The sequence below is a fragment of the Zoogloea sp. genome, assembly GCF_041914405.1.
Taxonomy (GTDB): domain Bacteria; phylum Pseudomonadota; class Gammaproteobacteria; order Burkholderiales; family Rhodocyclaceae; genus Zoogloea.
Genome location: NZ_JAYSDK010000056.1, coordinates 1 through 17,626 on the forward strand (window position 1 = coordinate 1; position 17,626 = coordinate 17,626).

The 17,626-nt window shown below is 62.3% G+C and carries 12 protein-coding genes and 1 pseudogene; 9 read left to right on the forward strand and 4 right to left on the reverse strand.

Translation table 11 applies throughout. The features are described 5' to 3' along the window. The 6 genes and pseudogenes from ACE3RX_RS22085 to ACE3RX_RS22110 form a co-directional block, all read left to right on the forward strand. A pseudogene (locus tag ACE3RX_RS22085) lies at window positions 1-383 on the forward strand (methyl-accepting chemotaxis protein); the annotation flags it as partial. 26 nt (window positions 384-409) lie between these two features. Beyond that, window positions 410-943 carry a chemotaxis protein CheW gene (locus ACE3RX_RS22090; RefSeq protein WP_374487127.1) on the forward strand — a complete coding sequence of 178 codons (534 nt, stop codon included), beginning with the start codon at window positions 410-412 and terminating at the stop codon, window positions 941-943. Between the two features lie 35 nt (window positions 944-978). Next, a complete protein-coding gene (locus ACE3RX_RS22095) occupies window positions 979-2,919 on the forward strand; it encodes a methyl-accepting chemotaxis protein (RefSeq protein WP_374487128.1) in 1,941 nt (646 codons plus the stop codon). Between the two features lie 7 nt (window positions 2,920-2,926). Next, on the forward strand, window positions 2,927-3,529 hold the full coding sequence (locus ACE3RX_RS22100; protein ID WP_374487129.1) for a methyl-accepting chemotaxis protein: 603 nt from the start codon (window positions 2,927-2,929) through the stop codon (window positions 3,527-3,529). A gap of 22 nt (window positions 3,530-3,551) precedes the next feature. After that, window positions 3,552-4,319, forward strand: a complete 768-nt coding sequence (locus ACE3RX_RS22105) for an MBL fold metallo-hydrolase (RefSeq protein WP_374487130.1) — start codon at window positions 3,552-3,554, stop codon at window positions 4,317-4,319. A gap of 68 nt (window positions 4,320-4,387) precedes the next feature. Continuing rightward, entirely contained in the window at window positions 4,388-6,082 is a 1,695-nt protein-coding gene (locus ACE3RX_RS22110; RefSeq protein ID WP_374487131.1) for a putative bifunctional diguanylate cyclase/phosphodiesterase, read from the forward strand. Window positions 6,083-6,110: 28 nt separating this feature from the next. Here the strand turns inward: ACE3RX_RS22110 and ACE3RX_RS22115 are convergent, their stop codons facing one another. Next, on the reverse strand, window positions 6,111-7,547 hold the full coding sequence (locus ACE3RX_RS22115) for a cytochrome P450 (RefSeq protein WP_374487132.1): 1,437 nt from the start codon (window positions 7,545-7,547) through the stop codon (window positions 6,111-6,113). An 86-nt stretch (window positions 7,548-7,633) separates the two neighbouring features. On the opposite strand from ACE3RX_RS22115, the gene ACE3RX_RS22120 reads away from it, so the two are divergent. The 3 genes from ACE3RX_RS22120 (at window position 7,634) to ACE3RX_RS22130 (ending at window position 12,632) form a co-directional block, all read left to right on the forward strand. Beyond that, window positions 7,634-8,569, forward strand: a complete 936-nt coding sequence (locus ACE3RX_RS22120) for a helix-turn-helix domain-containing protein (protein WP_374487133.1) — start codon at window positions 7,634-7,636, stop codon at window positions 8,567-8,569. 355 nt (window positions 8,570-8,924) lie between these two features. After that, entirely contained in the window at window positions 8,925-11,798 is a 2,874-nt protein-coding gene (locus tag ACE3RX_RS22125; protein WP_374487134.1) for a TonB-dependent receptor, read from the forward strand. A 159-nt stretch (window positions 11,799-11,957) separates the two neighbouring features. Beyond that, the gene (locus ACE3RX_RS22130; protein ID WP_374487135.1) at window positions 11,958-12,632 is read left to right on the forward strand and encodes a class I SAM-dependent methyltransferase; all 675 of its coding nucleotides are present in this window, start codon (window positions 11,958-11,960) and stop codon (window positions 12,630-12,632) included. Window positions 12,633-12,947: 315 nt separating this feature from the next. On the opposite strand, the gene ssb is transcribed toward ACE3RX_RS22130, so the two are convergent. The 3 genes from ssb to ACE3RX_RS22145 all read right to left on the reverse strand — a co-directional run. Next, the gene (gene ssb, locus ACE3RX_RS22135; RefSeq protein WP_374487136.1) at window positions 12,948-13,577 is read right to left on the reverse strand and encodes a single-stranded DNA-binding protein; all 630 of its coding nucleotides are present in this window, start codon (window positions 13,575-13,577) and stop codon (window positions 12,948-12,950) included. A 1,102-nt stretch (window positions 13,578-14,679) separates the two neighbouring features. Beyond that, window positions 14,680-16,629 (reverse strand): TnsD family Tn7-like transposition protein, encoded by a 1,950-nt coding sequence (locus ACE3RX_RS22140; RefSeq protein ID WP_374487137.1) that lies wholly within the window; start codon window positions 16,627-16,629, stop codon window positions 14,680-14,682. After that, on the reverse strand, window positions 16,626-17,626 hold a 1,001-nt coding region (locus ACE3RX_RS22145; RefSeq protein WP_374487138.1), incomplete at its 5' end, for a TniB family NTP-binding protein. The genes ACE3RX_RS22145 and ACE3RX_RS22140, both read right to left, overlap by 4 nt.

A 17,626-nucleotide genomic window follows, 5' to 3' on the forward strand; every position in this document is an offset into this window, starting at 1 on the left:
CCGACCAGGCCGGCCACCTGCTGCAGGCCATGGTCCCGGCGATCCGCAAGACCTCCGAACTGGTGCAGGAGATCGCCGCCGCCTCCGAGGAACAATCCGGCGGTGTCGCGCAGATCAGCACCGCGATGCACCAACTCAACCAGGTCACCCAGCAGAACGCCTCCGCATCGGAAGAGCTGGCCGCCACTGCCGAGGAGATGAGCGCCCAAGCCGAGCAACTGCAGCAGCTGATCCAGTTCTTCAAGACCACCGGGATCCGCCCCACGCCGCGCCAGGTCCGCGACAACAAGAGCCGTCGCCCCGCCAACAAGCCGCTGGCCCTGCAGGGCGAGCTGGCGGCCGCCGGTGCCGGCCTGTCCCCGCAGGACTTCGTCCGCTTCTGAACGGCCAGCCCCAACGGAGACCCCACATGCAGCCCAGACACGACAACAACGGCAGCCCCGGCGCAGAAACCGGGAAGGAGCAGTACCTCACCTTCAACCTGCGCGGCGAGCTGTTCGCAATCGGCATCCTGTCGATCCGCGAAATCATCGAGTACGCCCAACTGACACAGGTGCCGATGATGCCGCCCTATATCCGCGGGGTCATCAACCTGCGCGGCTCGGTGGTGCCGGTGGTGGACCTGCTGGCCCGCTTCGGCCAGGGCCTCACCGAACCCAAGCGGCGCACCTGCGTAGTGATCGTCGAGGTGGACGGCGAGGACGGCATCCAGCAGCTCGGCGTACTGGTGGATGCGGTGAACGAAGTGCTGGAGATCCCTGCCGCCGACGTGGAGCCGCCACCGTCCTTCGGCGTGCGTATCCGCAACGAGTTCATCCGCGGCATGGGCAAGCTCGGCGAGCGCTTTGTGATCCTCCTCGACGTAGCCCGCAGCTTTGCGGTGGATGAGCTGGCCGGCCTTGCCTCGGTCGACGCCACCGAGTCCGAAACCCTCGCGGCCTGAACGGCACGCCCCGACGCCCCCAAGGAAGGACCCTCATGCAATTCAAGTCCTGGAAGGACATGGCCATCGGCAGCCGCCTGATCGCGGTGCAGAGCGCCCTGTCGCTGCTCATGGTGCTGCTCCTCGCGGGCGTCATCGGCCACTACGCTGAACGCTACCTCGAGGAGCGCGGCATCGCCGAAATGCAGCGCACCACCCAGCGCCTGCTCGACACCCTCGCCACCGCCGACGACAGCCTGCGCCTCGGCATGGAGCGCAGCCTGGCCCTCTATCGCGCGCCCTACAGCGGCCCGATGAGCGTGGACGCCAACCACCTGATTCAGTCCGGCAGCCAGCAGCTGCCGCAACTGAAGAGCGGCAGCCTGGTCCTCAACAACGACAACGAGGCCGCCGACCGCTTCACCGCGCTCACCGGCCTCGTCGCCACCATATCGGTACGCCAGGGCGACGACTTCTTCTTCGTTACCAGCTCCGGCAAGGACGCAGGTGGGGTGCGCAACGTGGGCGCACGCCTCGACCGCAAGCACCCGGCCTACGAGCGCCTGCTGCGCGGCGAGACCTACGCCGGCCCGTCCAAGCGCGACGGCATGTTCAACTACGCCTACTACCAGCCGATCAAGGACGCCCGCGGCGCGATCATCGGCGCCTTTGCCATCGGCATGAACATGACCGACGGCATGAAGAGCCTGCGCGACAAATTCCTCGGCATGAAGATCGGCGAGACCGGCTACGCCGCAGTGCTCGACAACAGCTTCGAGCCGGGCCTGGTGTATATCCACCCTGCCGCCGAAGGCAAGAACATCGCCGGCGCCAAGGACTCCAGCGGCCGCGAGTTCATCCGCGAAGTGCTCGCCAAGAAGAAGGGCATCACCTTCTACCCCTGGCTCAACAAGGAACTCGGCGAGACCGAGGCCCGCGAGAAGGTTGCCGTGCATGACGTGTACGCACCGTGGGGCTGGGAGGTCATGGTCACCACCTACCGGGACGAATTCACCCGTGAATCCCGTGAGTTGGCCGGGGTCATCCTTGGCGGCACGGCCCTGCTGGTGCTGGCCCTCAATGTGGTGCTCTACGGGATGATCCGCCGTCTGGTGCGCCGCCCACTGCAGCAGGCGGTGAACACCGCCCAGGTGATCGCCAGCGGTGACTTCACGACCCGCATCGAAGTCCACGGCAACGATGAGGCCGGTCAGTTGCTGGGCGCCCTGCGCGACATGAGCGAGCGCCTGTCCGACGTGATCGGCCAGGTACGCAGTTCGGCCGACAGCCTGGGCAGCGCCTCCGAGCAGGTTTCCGCCACCGCCCAGAGCCTGTCCCAGGCCACCAGCGAGCAGGCTGCCAGCGTCGAGGAAGTGTCCGCCACCGTCGAGCAGGCCTCCGCCTCCATCAACCAGAACAGCGACAACGCCCGCCTCACCGACACCATGGCCTCCAAGGCCGCCGAAGAGGCCGCTTCCGGTGGCGACGCCGTGTCCCAGACCGTCTCCGCGATGAAGGAGATCGCCGAGAAGATCGGCATCATCGACGACATCGCCTACCAGACCAACCTGCTGGCCCTCAACGCCGCCATCGAGGCGGCCCGCGCCGGCGAGCACGGCAAGGGCTTCGCCGTCGTCGCCGCCGAGGTGCGCAAGCTGGCCGAACGTTCCCAGGAAGCCGCCCAGGAAATCGGCGAAGTGGCCGGCAGCTCCGTGCGCCTGGCCGACCAGGCCGGCCACCTGCTGCAGGCCATGGTCCCGGCGATCCGCAAGACCTCGGAGCTGGTGCAGGAAATCGCCGCGGCCTCCGAAGAGCAGTCCGGTGGTGTAGGCCAGATCAGCACCGCGATGCACCAGTTGAACCAGGTCACCCAGCAGAACGCCGCAGCCTCCGAAGAGCTGGCCGCCACCGCCGAAGAAATGAGCGCCCAGGCCGAGCAGCTGCAGCAGCTGGTCTCCTACTTCCGCACCGCGCCGCCTGCCGGTCACTCCCAATAAGATGTTGATGGACTTTTCTCAATCACAAGCCGGCGGACGCCCCCTCCAACTGGTCGTCGAGATCAGCGCCGGCATCCGCCAGGTCACCGCCCTGTCCCGCCAGGTCAACCTGGTGGCCCTCAACGCAATGCTGGCGGCCAAGCAGGCCGGCAGCCAGGCCCGCGGCTTCGGCATCGTGTCCGGCGAACTGCGCCAGTTCAGCGGCCAGCTCGATCGGCAGATGCACGAGCTCGGCGACTTCATCGGCGACCTGGTCCATTCGGTCGCCGAGTCCGCCCGCATCCGGCTGCACGTCGCCCATCTCGACCAGATCCCGGCAGCCATCCAGCCCCGCCTGGCTGGTGCCGCCACCCGCATCGAGGCCCGCCAGGCGCGCATCGACAGCGACGGCAGCGAGCGCTGGTTCGGCCTCGGCAACCGGCTCGACCACGCGCTGCGCCTGTGCAACACCGGCGTCGCGCTATCCCGCGCGGCCAAGATCGAGGCCGTCTATGGCCAGGCCCTGGCGGCCAGCCTGCGCCAGGTGGCCGACGAAATCGAGGACGCCATCGCCACCATCCTGGGCACCCTCAAGCAATTACGCCGGGCCCTTGCCCACCACGCCGGCTGAATCCCCGCCGACAGGAACAACAATGAAAAAAACCACCTCCATCTTCCAGGATGGCGAGCACCAGTGGATCGTCGTCGCCCGTGACCCGCAGCGCCCCGACTACCTGATCGACACCAACGAATACCTGGTCATGGACGGCCAGCGCGCGCTGCTCACCGACCCGGGCGGCTCGGAGATCTTCTCGGCGGTCTTCTCGGCCCTCACCGCCGCCGTCGACCCGCGCCACATCGAAGTCCTGTTCGCCTCCCACCAGGATCCCGACATCATCTCGTCGCTGGCCCTGTGGCTGGAGTTCAAGCCGGAACTCAAGTGCCACCTGAGCTGGCTGTGGTCCGAGTTCGTGCCCCACTTCGGCGGCCGGGACGATACCTTCATCCACATCCCCGACGAGGGCGGCACGATCCGCCTCGGCCGCCTCACCCTCGAGGCGCTGCCGGCCCACTACCTGCACTCGTCCGGCAACTTCCACCTATACGACCGCAAGGCCCGCATCCTCTTCAGCGGTGACGTGGGGGCCGCCCGCCTTACCGGCGACTATCCGCTCTTCGTGGAGGGCTTCGACCGCCACATCCGCCAGGCTGAAGGCTTCCACCGCCGCTGGATGGGCTCGAGCGAGGCCAAGCGCGACTGGTGCGAGCGGGTCAGCCAGTTGCCGATCGACATGCTCTGTCCGCAACATGGCGCCATCTACCAAGGCGCCGACGTGATGCGTTTCATCAACTGGTTCGACGAGCTGCCGGTGGGCAGCGGCCTGCGTCGGGCGGCCAGCCCCACGCAGGCGCAAGCGTGAGAAGATCACAGGCCAACCACATCCCGCCCCTGCCCTGAGCACGCCCGCCCATGCCCAAGGAAAACGCCATGCTGCACATTCTGCTGATCGAGGACTCGGACGACGACGCCGAGTTGCTGCGCCTGGCACTGCTCGACAGCGAGATCGTGGCCCAGCTCACCCGCGTGGCCACCCGTGCCGGGCTGATCGCGGCCCTGGGCGAGCGGGCGTGGGACCTGGTCGTCTGCGACCACCACCTGCCCGACATGGACGCCCTGATCGCCCTCGACCTCATCGCCGCGGCGGGAGGCGGCGAACCGGCGATGCCGGTGATCGTAATGTCGGGCACGATGGAAACCGCCGAGGCGGTGGAGGCCATGCACCGGGGTGCCCGCGACTGCATGGCCAAGCAGGATCTGCCCAAGCTGTTGCCGGTGCTCGAACGGGAGATCGCCCATGCCCGGGCCCAGGCCGAGCTGCGCAGCGCCCGTGCCACCCTGCAGCAGCGCGCCGAGCAGAACCCGGTGACCGGCCTGCCCAACAGAGGGCGCCTGGAACTGCACCTGCAGACCCTGCTGTGCAGCGAGGGCACGGTGGCCCTGCTGCTCATCGAGGCGGGACGCCGCAGCCATGCAATCCGTGCGCTGCTGCCGGACGCCGGCCACAAGCTGCAGCAGGAGATGGCGCGGCGGCTCGCCATGCAGACCGGCCCCGAAGACCTGCTGGCCCACCTGGACGACGGCAGCTTCGCGGTGGTGACGCCCCATTGCAGCGGCGAGGCTGCCCTGGCGGCCCTGGCCGGGCGCCTGAACCAGTCCCTGGAGCCACCTTTCGAACTGGGCGACTACCGCATCGCGATCAGCAGCCGCATCGGCGCCTGTCGCGCCGGCGACGACGCCGAGCACATGCTGCTGGCCGCAACCGCCGCGCTGCTGCAGGTGGATGCCCGGCGCGGCGGCGCCTACCGCCTATACACTCCCGACATGCACCAGGTCGGCAAGCGCCGCTTGATCCTGGAAAGCGCGCTGCACCAGGCCCTGTCCCGCAAAGAGTTCGAACTCCACTACCAGCCTAAGGCCTCCATCTCGAATGGCACCATCGTGGGTGCCGAGGCCCTGCTGCGCTGGCACCACCCAACCCTCGGCCCGATCTCGCCGCTGGAGTTCGTGCCCATCCTGGAAGACTCCGGCCTCATCGTCGAGGTGGGACGCTGGGTTATCGAGCAGGCCTGTCTGCAGGCCTGCCGCTGGCGGGACGCGGGACTGCCGCCGATCAATATCGCGGTGAACCTGTCGGCGGCCCAGTTCCACGAGAGCAGCCTCATCGACACGATCCGCGACATCCTGGCCGAGAGCCGCCTGCCGCCCGAGCGCCTGGTGCTGGAAATCACCGAGCGGGTCGCCATCAACGGCGAAGCGCCGACCATCGCGGTGATGGACGCCCTGCACCGCCTGGGGGTGCGTATCGCCCTCGACGACTTCGGCGCCGACTACTCTTCCCTCGGCTACCTCAAGCGCTTCCCGATCGACACGCTGAAGATCGACCGGATGTTCATCACCGATCTGGATGCCAGCGAAGCCGACCGCAACATCGTCCGCGCCATCGTCGCCATGGGCCACAGCCTTGGCCTGCGGGTCGTCGCCGAGGGCATCGAGACGGAAAGCCAGCGCGCCTTCCTGGCCGCCTGCGCCTGTGACGTGATGCAGGGCTACCTGTACAGCCGCCCGCTGCCGGCCGACGATTTCACCCGCTTCCTGGCCGGTACCGCGTTGCAGCAAGCCTGATCCGGCCGCCCCGGCACAGCCCGAAGGCTCACCCGGCTCCGCTCGCCGTGCCGCCGCGCCGGGCGACCTCCAGCACCAGCGGCTGCTCCGGCCGCAGGGACACGTTGAAGCACGGCTGCGGCGCGGCCATGCCGACGGGCGCCGACAGAGTGAAGCGCTGCAGGATCATCGCGGTGATCACCTTCATTTCGGTCAGCGCCAGGTGCTGGCCGAGGCACACCCGCGGGCCGGCGCCGAAGGGCAGATAAGCGCCGCGCGGGAAATCCGCCGCCGCCGGGCCAAAGCGTTCTGGCTGGAAGCGCAGCGGCTCCGGAAACCAGCGCGCGTCATGGTGCATTCTCAGCACCGGCAGCATGAACATCGTGCCCGCCGGGAAATGCCAGCCTCCCAGCACAATCGGCCGGGTCGAGCGCCGGCTGTTGAGCAGCGGCGCGGTCGGGTAGAGGCGCAGCGTCTCCTGCACGGTCTGGGCCAGGTAGGGCAGCTTCGGCAGGTCCGCAGCAGCCGGGAAGCGCTCGCCGAGGCCGCGCCTGACCTCATCCGCCGCCGTTGCCTGGGCCTGCGGATGGGCCGCCATGCACCAGGCCCACCAGCCCAGCGTCGCGGCAGCGGTCTCATGGCCGGCCAGGAAGCTCGTCATGCATTCGTCGCGCACCGCCTGCAACGGCCAAGCCTGCCCATCCTCCCGGTGCAGCCGCAGCAGGCGCGTCAGCAGGTCGTCCGGCCAGGCGTCGTCCGGCTGCTGCAGGCGAGCCTGCAGATGGCGCCCCACCAGGCCGTTGAGTGCCGCCAGCGCCTGCCGCTTGTGGCGCTTCCAGGGCATCCAGTCCGGAGCGCTCACCGGCCAGTAGAACTCCGCATTGGCTGCCGCGCTGACCGTGCGCACCGCCTCTTCGGCCAGTCGCGCCTCGTCGCCGATCTCGCTCGAGAACAGCATGCGCAGGATTACGTCCATCGTCAGCGAGGTCAGTGCGCTGCCGATCGGCCACGGCCGCCCCTCCACTGGCCAGCGCTCGAGGGCTGCCGCCGTCGCCGCGGCGATGGTCGGCACGAAGGCCTCCACCGCCTTGCCTGAGAAAGCCGGCTGCAGGGCATGACGCTTGGCCTTCCAGGCCTCGCCCTCGGCGATGAACACGCTGTGCCCGTGGAGCTGGGCAAACACGCGCATGCCACGCTCCCAGCGGATCAGCGCGTCGTGGTGGGTCACCAGCAGCTCGCGCGCCAGCTGGGGGTCGGTGACGATGATCTGATGCTCCGGCCAGATGCGCAGATGCACCACGTCGCCGAACTGCGCCTGCCAGGCGGACAGCTCGCCGAACAGGTCGCGCGACATGCGCCGCAGCAGGCTCCAGCCGGTGACGCCAGCAGTGGGGCCCGGGGGCCAGGATCCCGGCGCGCCGGACAGCGGCGCCGGGGACGAAGAGCCCGAGTGGAACGGGCAGCGGGGAGAGGTCGGTGTGTTCATGGCGGCAATTCTTGATCCGCCCAGCGGGGCCGTCTTGAACGCAAACGACATGTCCGCAACGCCGCCGCTGCCTATACTGTCAGCCCATGTCATCGTGCCCGCAGCCCTCCGCCGCCTGCCCCCATCCGCTGACCCGCGCGCCCCGGCTGCCTGCCGACGATCCGGCCCCGTGGTCCCGGCTGTACCCCGCCCCACCCGCCCTGCAGGGGGCCATCGTGGCCGTGCTGAGCCGCGACACCCGCAGCGCGGCCCTCAGCGATGCCCAGCGCCTGTCACACTTCCCGGCCTCGCCGCTGATCTCCCTGTCCTGGTTCCAGGAGATGGATGTCGGACTCGTCGAGCCGGACGTGGACGGCGGCCGCTGGGTGCCTTTCGGCAAGCCGGTGGTCATCTCTGGCAGCCAGTCCCGCCCACGGGTGAGCTGGGCGCCGACGACCGGGCGCGGTGGCGTGATGTGCTTCACCCCCGATGTAGCGCGAGCACTGTTCGGCCTGGACCTGGGCGCCATCCACGACCGCTTCGTCCCCGCCGGCACGGTACTGGACGCCCGCTGGCACCCTTTTCTCGACGCGCTGGCCCGCGCCCCGGACGATGGCACCACACTGGCCGTGCTGGAACAACACCTGGCCCCCCGCTGGCAGGCCCTGCAGGGGCGCAGCTCAGCCACACCGTCACTGCGCCAGCTCGGCCGCCACTGGGTCGAGCGCCTCGCACTGCAGGCCCGCGAATGGCGGCAGACTCACAGCCCACGGCAGGTCGAACGGCGCATCAAGACCTTCAGCGGACGCTCCCTGCGCGAATGGCAAGCCCTCGTACGCACCGAGGGCATCTTCTTCGCCGCGCGGGAACGCTACGAGAACGGCCGCCCCTTCGAATGGGCCGCCCTCGCCCAGGACGAAGGCTTCGCCGACCAGGCCCACATGAGCCGCGAATCCCGCCGCATCACCGGCTTCGCACCAACCGAATTTGCCCGCCGTTTCATCGAGGACGAGTCGTTCTGGATGTATCGGCTGTGGGTTTGAACGGCGACACGAATGAATATATCCATCCATTCATTCCAGAATTGAAGAAATTGAATGAGCAGAAACCCAGACACATTCAAACAATTCAAATAACAATATAAATTTCCAACCGAATCAATCCACTAAAAAAACAATCGGCCACAAACAGCCTGTTGAATTTGAAATAAAACTGATGCCCTGTGCTCAATTCCGGGCAGCCTATTTCGCGCAGCCCGCGGCAGCGATCTGCGCATTTTCACCCTGCACCCCGCGTTTTTCCTGAGAAGCCGCCGCCTCAAATAGAGATCAATTACGCCGGCATGCGATTTGCCTATGACCTTGCCTATTTCCACGCAAGCCAACAGGGAGCATGTCGATGCATCGAACCCAGTCCTTCGTTCCACGCACAGCAGCAGAACCCCCAGCCGGTCGCCTTTTGCGTCCCTCGCCGCTGACTGTTGCCCTGTTGAGCACGCTGGCGGTCTGGCCCGTCCCCCAGGTAGTGGCCGCAGACGCGCCCTCGCTCGGCGCCCTGCAGGCCGAGATCGCCCAACTGCGCGCCGAGAACGCGGCCCTCAAGCAACGCCTGGACGGCACGCCTCCCCCGGTCGCGACGGCCGGCACCAGCACGCCGGCCGCCGTGGAAACGCAGGAGCCCGCCGCCGCCCCCACCGCCGGTGGTCAGAACCTCGGCTCGGTGGTGATCTCGTCCCGCCGCAAGACGCCGCTGGCCGAATTGCAGGACACCCCGAAATCCATTTCCGTGGTCTCCGGCGACGAACTGGAAAAACAGCAGGTCAATAACTACCGGGACATCCTGAAGCGCATCGGCAACGTGAAATGGGGTGGCTCCAGCACCAACCCCACCACCACCGCGCTGAGCCTGCGCGGCCTGGGCTACCTGGGCACCGGCGGGGCGCTGACCTTCGATGCCAGCGTCAACACCACCGTCGATGACGTGCCCTACATCCTGTCGAACATGGCCGTCTTCAACAGCTACTACGACCTGGAAACGGTGGACGTGGCGCGCGGCCCGCAGGGCACCACCGGCGGCTACAGCGCCAGCCTGGGCAAGATCAGCTTCACCAGCAAGGCGCCGCGCTTCGTGCCGGAAGCCGAGGCCTCCATCACCTACGGCCAGCGCAGCACCCTGATCACCAAGGGCGTGCTCGGCGGGCCGATCGTCGATGACGTGCTGGCCTGGCGCGCCACCCTGTACCGGGAGCAATCCAACGGTACCGTCGAGAACCTGTATTACAACGCCCGCAACGGCGGCGGCAACGAAGTCAGCTACGGCAACATCGACCGCACCTTCGGCAAGCTGCAGTTCCTGCTCACCCCCAGCCGCGACTTCAGCGCCCGACTGAGCGTGGACGTGACCCCCAACAGCAAGGAATACGGCATTTCCTCCAACGGCGGCATCTACCCGCGCGCCGTGCCGGCCTTTTACGACACACTCGACGCCAGCGGCAAGCCGATTGCCGTCAACCAGGCCCTGCAGGACACGGGCCGCCTGAGCCGGCGCTGGTTCTCCCAGAGCAGCAGCTGGAACTACACCGACAACTACCTCAACGAATCCAACCGCGCCGAGCACTACCCGATCGCCAACGACACCAAGGGCGCCTCGGCGGTGCTCAAGTGGAAGCTCAACGATTACACGCTGACCTCGATCACCGCCTGGCGCGACTACCACTTCGACTTCGGCAGCCCCAACTTCAGCAACCCGACGCCCTTCGACGTCCTGCGCGGCCCTTCGTCAGGCCTCGGCTACTTCCGCCAGAAGACCCAGGAGCTGCGCCTCAACTCGCCGGTCGGCGGCCTGTTCGACTACCAGGTCGGGGTCTTCCTCGCCGATGTCTTTAAGTCGAACGGTGGCGAAGGGCGCGGCACCAAGTTCGGCTCCGACGCCGGCGCCTACTACGCCAACGTGGCCCAGTACCAACGCCTCGACGCAGACGGCGCCGGCCGCTACCTGCTGGTCAATTCCCTCGACCGGCTCGGCTACAACACCTACTCCGAAAAGCGCGACACCAGCGCCGCGCTGTACGGCAGCCTGAACTTCCGCCCCACCGAGCAGCTGACCATCAACACCGGCCTGCGCGCCGCCGCCGAGAAGCGCCGCAACGAAGTGAATTACAGCCAGATCTATGAGCAGGGCTTCGCCGCCGAGCTCAACCCGGTGTCGGTCAGCAACCTGAACCTCGGCGGCTTCAGCAGCAATGCCACGGGGGCCCTCAACGCCAACAACAACGCCGCCCAATTGGCCCTGGCCAACTACACGGCGCAGAAGTACTTCGGCGTGGCCAGCTACAGCGCCCTCAACGCTAGCCAGCGCCAGCAGATCGCCGACGCCAAGGCCATCCGAGCCGCGCAGCTCACCGGCCTGTACGGCCAGACCGCCGCCGAGCCCTTCAGCAAGGTGCTGTACGCCGCCAACATCAGCCCGATCATCAAGCTCAGCGACACCCAGACCGCCTACTTTTCGTGGCAGCACGGCGAGAAGGCCGGCATCGCGCAGATCGTCGGCACCACTGCCAGCGGCGGCACCTCGGTGCCGGTCAAGCCGGAACGCACCGACTCCTTCGAGGTGGGCCTGCGCTCGGCCCTGCTCGGCCGCGCCCTGACCGTCAACACCACCTTCTTCTACCAGAACACCCGCGACTACATCAGCAACCTGTACTTCTACGACGACGCCCGTACCCGCGCCAACAACGACGGCACCCTGTACTACACCAGCGGCGTCGGCAACGTGCCCAAGGTGCGCACCAAGGGCATCGAGGTGGACGTGGCCTACGCCGTGCGCGACACCAGCGTGCGCCTGTCCGGCGCCTACAACGACGCCCGCTACGTGGACTTCAAGTTCGCCGCCAAGCCGCTGGAGCTGGGCGGCACCAGCGTGCCCTACTACGACGTCAGCGGACGGCGGGTCGCCGGCGTCGGCCCCCTCAGCTTCAACCTGTTCGCCGAGCACATCTGGCACGTCTTCGGCGACAAGCGCCTGTTCGCCAACTTCAACTACAACCGCACGAGCAGCTACCTCACCGACCCCTCCCTGTCGCGCTACAGTAAGGTGGACGGCTACGGCCTCACCGACGCCTCGGTCGGCATCCGCACCGCCGACAACAAGTTCGAGGTCAGCCTGCTGGCCAAGAACCTGTTCAACGTGGACTACGGCTACCAGCCGGTGTGGAACCTCTACATCCCCGGCACCGACCGCTGGCTGGGCGTCACCGTCAGCGGCAAGCTCTGATCCGCTGGGGATCAACAGCCCGTCGCCAAACAGGCTTGAACCGTAGTCGCCCCAGGTCTATAGAAGGGGTTGAGCCGCCTTATCCCAAGCAGCGCTTTCACGAGGTTCAACTGCACCTGGGCTGGTCAGTGTGACGACGCCAAGACATGGAGAAAAAAGATGTCGGATGGTGTTAACAGGGCCGTAAAAACCCACTATGGGAGCCCGCATTTGGCGCAAGCCATTATTGCGGCATTGGAAGATGCGGGTGCAGATATACAGCGGCTCTCTCCGGAAGAGTTGGCGCCTATCGATGAGTTTCATATCCGCGGGCGCACAGCGACTCTGGAGCTGGCTCAGGCCGCAGGGTTACGTTCAACAATGCGTGTCCTGGATGTCGGTAGCGGCATTGGAGGCACCTCGCGCTGTCTGGCAAAGGAATTTGGTTGCCGCGTCACGGGCATCGACTTGACGGAGGAATATTGTCAGGTTGCATCAATGCTGACCGAAAAGGTTGGCCTCGATGGACTAATTGACTATCAGCAGGGCAACGCGACGGATCTTCCCTTTGAGGACAATGAATTCGACGTCGTGTGGACTGAACACGTGGCGATGAATATTCCAGACAAACGTCGGCTCTACGGCGAAATGCACCGGGTTCTAAGACCGGGGGGCACGCTTGCAATCCATGATGTCCTTGCCGGCCCTGCCGGGCCCGTCCTGTTCCCGGTTCCGTGGGCCCGTACCGCGGACACAAGTTTTCTTGTCTCGCCAGAGGCCTTGCGCGAGCTGCTTGTCGAATCTGGATTTACCGTTTCAGACTGGAAGGACACAACGGCGGAGGCCCGGGAATAGTTTGTCCATCTGGCGGAGAAGATCAGCCGGGATGGCTTTCCCAAGCTCGGATTTCATTTACTGGTGGGCGACGACTTTCGTGCAATGGCAAAGAACCAAGGCCGAAACCTTGAAGAGGGGCGAATTTCCCTCGGGCAGATTATTTCGGTGAAATAAGGAGGCAAGCAGAACGCGCTCCTCCGAACAAAACATATAGGGACCGCACCCGCGCGTTTGCCTTCACCTGCCCCCACGCCAACCTCACACCGCCAATAAAAAGCCCGCTACACCGGAGGGCAGCGGGCCATTACCAACCAAAAACTACCGAAGTAGCAATCAGAACGGGATGTCGTCGTCGAAGCCGCCGAAATCGTTGCCGCCGGCCGGGCGCTGGGGCGCGGACGGAGCGCTGGGAGCCGGCGCGGAGCCGCCGAAGCCGCCACCGCTACTGCTACTGCTGCCGCCACCGTAGGAACCGCCACCGCCACCATAGTTGCCGCCGCTGTCACGGCCACCGCCGTAGCTGCCGCCGCCGCTGTCGCGGTTACCGCCACCACCGTAGTTGCCAGCCGGACGGCCGCCACCGAAGCCGCCGTCGTTGCGGGCCGACTCGTCACCGCCGCCCATACCCTGGCGGCTGCCGAGCATCTTCATCTCGTCGGCGCGGATTTCGGTGGTGTAGCGGTCCTGGCCGTCCTTGTCCTGCCACTTGCGGGTGCGCAGGGAGCCTTCCACGTACACCTGGCTGCCCTTGCGCAGGTATTGCCCGGCGATCTCGGCGAGCTTGCCGAAGAACACCACGCGGTGCCATTCGGTGGCCTCGCGCTTCTCACCGCTGGCCTTGTCGCGCCAGGTGTCGGTGGTGGCGAGGGTGATGTTGCAGATCGCGTCGCCGCTCGGGGCGTAACGGGTTTCCGGGTCTTTGCCGAGGTTACCGACAAGAATCACTTTGTTGACCGAAGCCATATGTCTCTCCTGAAAATGCGCTTAGACAATATTTTGTGTCACTTTCAAAAAAAACTGTCACTCACAAAAATTATTGTCACCCCGCACCCTTTAAAATCAATTAGTTAGAAACTTCGTCCCGCTCGGGATCAGAAAAACACGGCGCAAGGACGATCAACTGTGTCTAGGAGAAGAATTTCTCGATGTGTGAGCACAGGCAAATTCGTTCGTTCAACTTCGGGATCCCACAGCCTAGCAACCCGGACCCGACGATTAGAGCCTCAAAACGCCGCTAGCCTGATTGGCCAACCAGAAAAATAAAACAAACTAAATCAATGCACTAACTCAAATCACTCAAAAACAAAAAACCATAGACATATCGCACTGCTCGAACAAGAAGACCGTGCGAACGACTCAAAGTATACACGTGCCCAACATCGGCCAAAGCGAATGCGCACCGTACCCAACCACCGCATCCACATTGTTTCAAGCTGAACTACAGCTTTCCCTTAGCGCGCAAAGGGAAAGAGAGACACCTGCCCTTTGACGCGACAAGCGGAGGACGCACGTGTGCGAAGCAAACTCCTCCAACGAACGCAGGGCCAATGAGTTGTGCTGTGTCAGGATGTATGAGCGGACTGGGTCACGCAACACTGGTGCATGACTGCTTCAGCCGCTAACCGTTGAGCTGACATGTCTTACGCAGAGCCAAGTCACCTACGCCAATGTGGCGCTGAAACAAGACTTGCCTGCTTTTTTCAGTAGCCCGGGACCGTATACGACTACTTTTTCGCGACATAGCGACAATGGTCTATCTTCACCAGTCGCGTTTACACGGTACTGGCCAAAGGCACCAGCGTGAAGCAGGCCTTCATCATCCCCCGCACTCAACCATAGACTGAGCGGGCAAAGCGAGTAAGTCGCGCACTGAAAATCAATACATCCCCTCGCCACGCAGTCCCCTACCGCAGGGCAGCCACTTTGCCTGCAGTATCTATGCAATGACGAATGATACAAGGCAGCGAAAAGCAGAATGCTGGAACTTGGCTGCCTAACAGGCAACTCACGCTAGTTACCAAAGACATAACGGATCAAGCCACATGATTCACATATGACAACAGACTTAAGTCATTTTGCTTCTTTTTTTTGAGAGTACACTCCTCTCCGACACAATTGCACCTTCCTCCTCCAGTACTTTGCGTACAACCTCTATACTTTCTTTCAATCTATCAACAGGCATCGCCACCTTTCTCCGCAACAAATCCATTGAAACAATCGGATCATCCTTCATCAATTCGCGAATAGCCCACCGAACCTTCCTTACTAAAAATTCTTCAGAACTCTCCGCGCGCCCCTCTAGGACAGCCGCCGTTATTGGCAAAGAGGAACGTTTAGAATGAAATTTTTGAATTGCTCCGTTTTTTTTCAGCAGCAGTGAAATGGTCACACGCACAGGGCGATCACAACTTGAGAGCATTTCGTCAGCCGTTTTGGCAACGGCATCCGCAAGATTTCGGTCAATACGACCCCAATCCTTACGGTCAGACCTAACGAAAGGCAACCGTTTGGAGGCCTTCGGCACGACCTCATAGAACCATTCCTTATCATTACTAATAATATAATCGTAGGCTCCCGACAACTTGGCAGAAATCGTCCTCCGAGTAGCTGAGGGATTCTTTCCAATAAAATCGAGAATCTTCTTTCGATGCCTATCTCGCCGTACCTTTTTTGATGACTCGCGATAACTAGCGCATAGACTAAGATTATCCAACTCAATCAAATTCAACGTCCATTCACTAATACCTTGCGTAGCAATAATAAAATTTTTACGAAACCCTTCCCGCAGCAAAGTACGAATAAGATTAAGACGAAAACTTCCGATCCGCTTTACGACCTGGGGAGTTAATGGAATTTCTATTCCTTGCCTACGCGCCTCTAACGCGATCGCCCAGCTCGTCTTATTTAGACGCGCTGCGCAAGCTGAAATACGGTACTGACACCTCTCAAGCGTCTCCCTGAGATTAGAAGCCCATTTCTCGGGCGTATTCCTTAATGGAGGCACTTTGACAAAAGTAGCGCGCTCCTCACTACTGGACGATGTCCGATTGGCTTCAAAATCAGCCACAGAATCAAAAGCCGATCCCAAAATGAGCAGCCCGACAATTGAAGGAAGTCGCCTAGTTGTCGCAACTCCTGGGAGCGCCCGGCGAATCCACGCGGATGGCCTTCCATCTTCATCTCTAACAGGATGATTGATTCCTGTAAGAAAATCCTCTCCAAACCGTGTTTCTATGGCTTCAGCAAGAAGATCGTAATCAACCATTGCGCCTCGGCATATGCCGGCCTCAATGACGCCCTTACGCAGGCACTGGCGACGGTCATCCTCTGACTCACTCGCACTCAACAAATATGCACTTTCGCGAGCCAACCATATAGCCGACTCACTGTGCGCCTCCAGCTCCCCAACCGGTAACGCGACGAATGAACTGCAAAGGCACTGCCCCGGCATGGTAAGCGCCTTTCCATTCATTGGATATGTGCCACATGTGACGCACCCATGAGAAAGCACTGAGCCATGAAGCCAGCAATGTGTAACAGCCGGCAATTGATGCGCAACCTTAAAATACGAATGACCCAAAGTTCGATATTGCTCTTCTAAACATGAAACACAAAAGCGCAACGTACTGGCTAGAGCAGGAGTACGGTATGTTGAAAGCCCAAGCCCAAGAGCGACCGGATGTCCATTACCAACTTCGGCCAACAAATTTTGGCTGCAAGAGCGCTGTTCCTTCGCATGGAAATAGGTGTAATAAGGAAGCGCCGTATTCGATTTAATGATATACGCGACATCGACCCAGGGATGCCCGACTGGAACGGCCTTGGAAATATTTATTAAATAACCAGGCAACGTTGAAAAAAGTGTTGTGCTTCTCTTCTGCCCAGTAAGTATTTTCAACAAGGTTGAGCTAGCTATACCTAAACGTTCAAGACAACGACCGACAACGGAAAATACCGCCTCACCGTCGGCAGCCACAGGAAAAAACGGTAGCCGTAAGTCAGCGTCAACTATCACAACAGTGCTTTCGGAATATTCTTCTCGGTAGCGGCTAACGCTTTAAGAAGAACATCGGCGTCTGCCTTTTTCTTCTTTTCCTTTGAAGCAGCCTCGCCAAACTCCTCCATAATCCCTAATGAACGTTCCTGACGAATCGTCATCTCGGCGTAAATTTCCGCCAGACGACTTACTAACGGATCCACCCTCAGTGCATCGAAAGCTCTTGGATAGAGATCATCGTATTGCTGAATTATTGACTGATTATTGGTACGAAGTGCATTTAGAATTGGATGAAGAGGCTTAAGCCGTTCTTCATAAACCTGCTTAATCAGATCTTTTCCAACCTTTTCTTTTCCACTATCAATCGCCTCGATTTGCGCACAGATAAACAATGTAATCAATACACCAGTAATACCTTGACTCAAGTCATACAACAAATCTCTGACACCCTTAGAAAATTTGGTGGGATTCTTTACCCACTGATATTTCCAAAGAACCTCACAAAGTGCGGAAAAATCAGGATCATCTGGAGAAATAGGTCGCTGAAGTTCATGGTAGCCACCTTCTACAATGCGTCGTGACGTGCTGACGTCAGATTTTAAAATCTCTGCCGCGCGAGGGGTACCAACAAGAATGATCGGGACGCGCAGTTCGTCGCGCATGTTAATCAACATCGCGATGAACTCACTAACTTGATTGGATGATCCGAGCAACAAATGCTCGACACAATCCAAGATCAAGGCGCCAACATGATGAGCGACAACGATTCGACGCAGTTCGCTCAGATAGTGCGTTCTAGTCATGGATTTGTCAGCGAAAAATTTCGCATACAATGGCATGCCTAGCAGCGCATCAGTGTAGTCCCCATACGTTTTACAGAATGCCTTTGCTGAACACTGATCTGGCACATTGCGCATCAAGTAAAGAATTTGGGTTTCCGTAAAGGACTTTCCCATATAATTAGTCGGTCCTGAACAATCAGCCCGCCCCTGTCCCGACGCGGGCTGAACGCCCC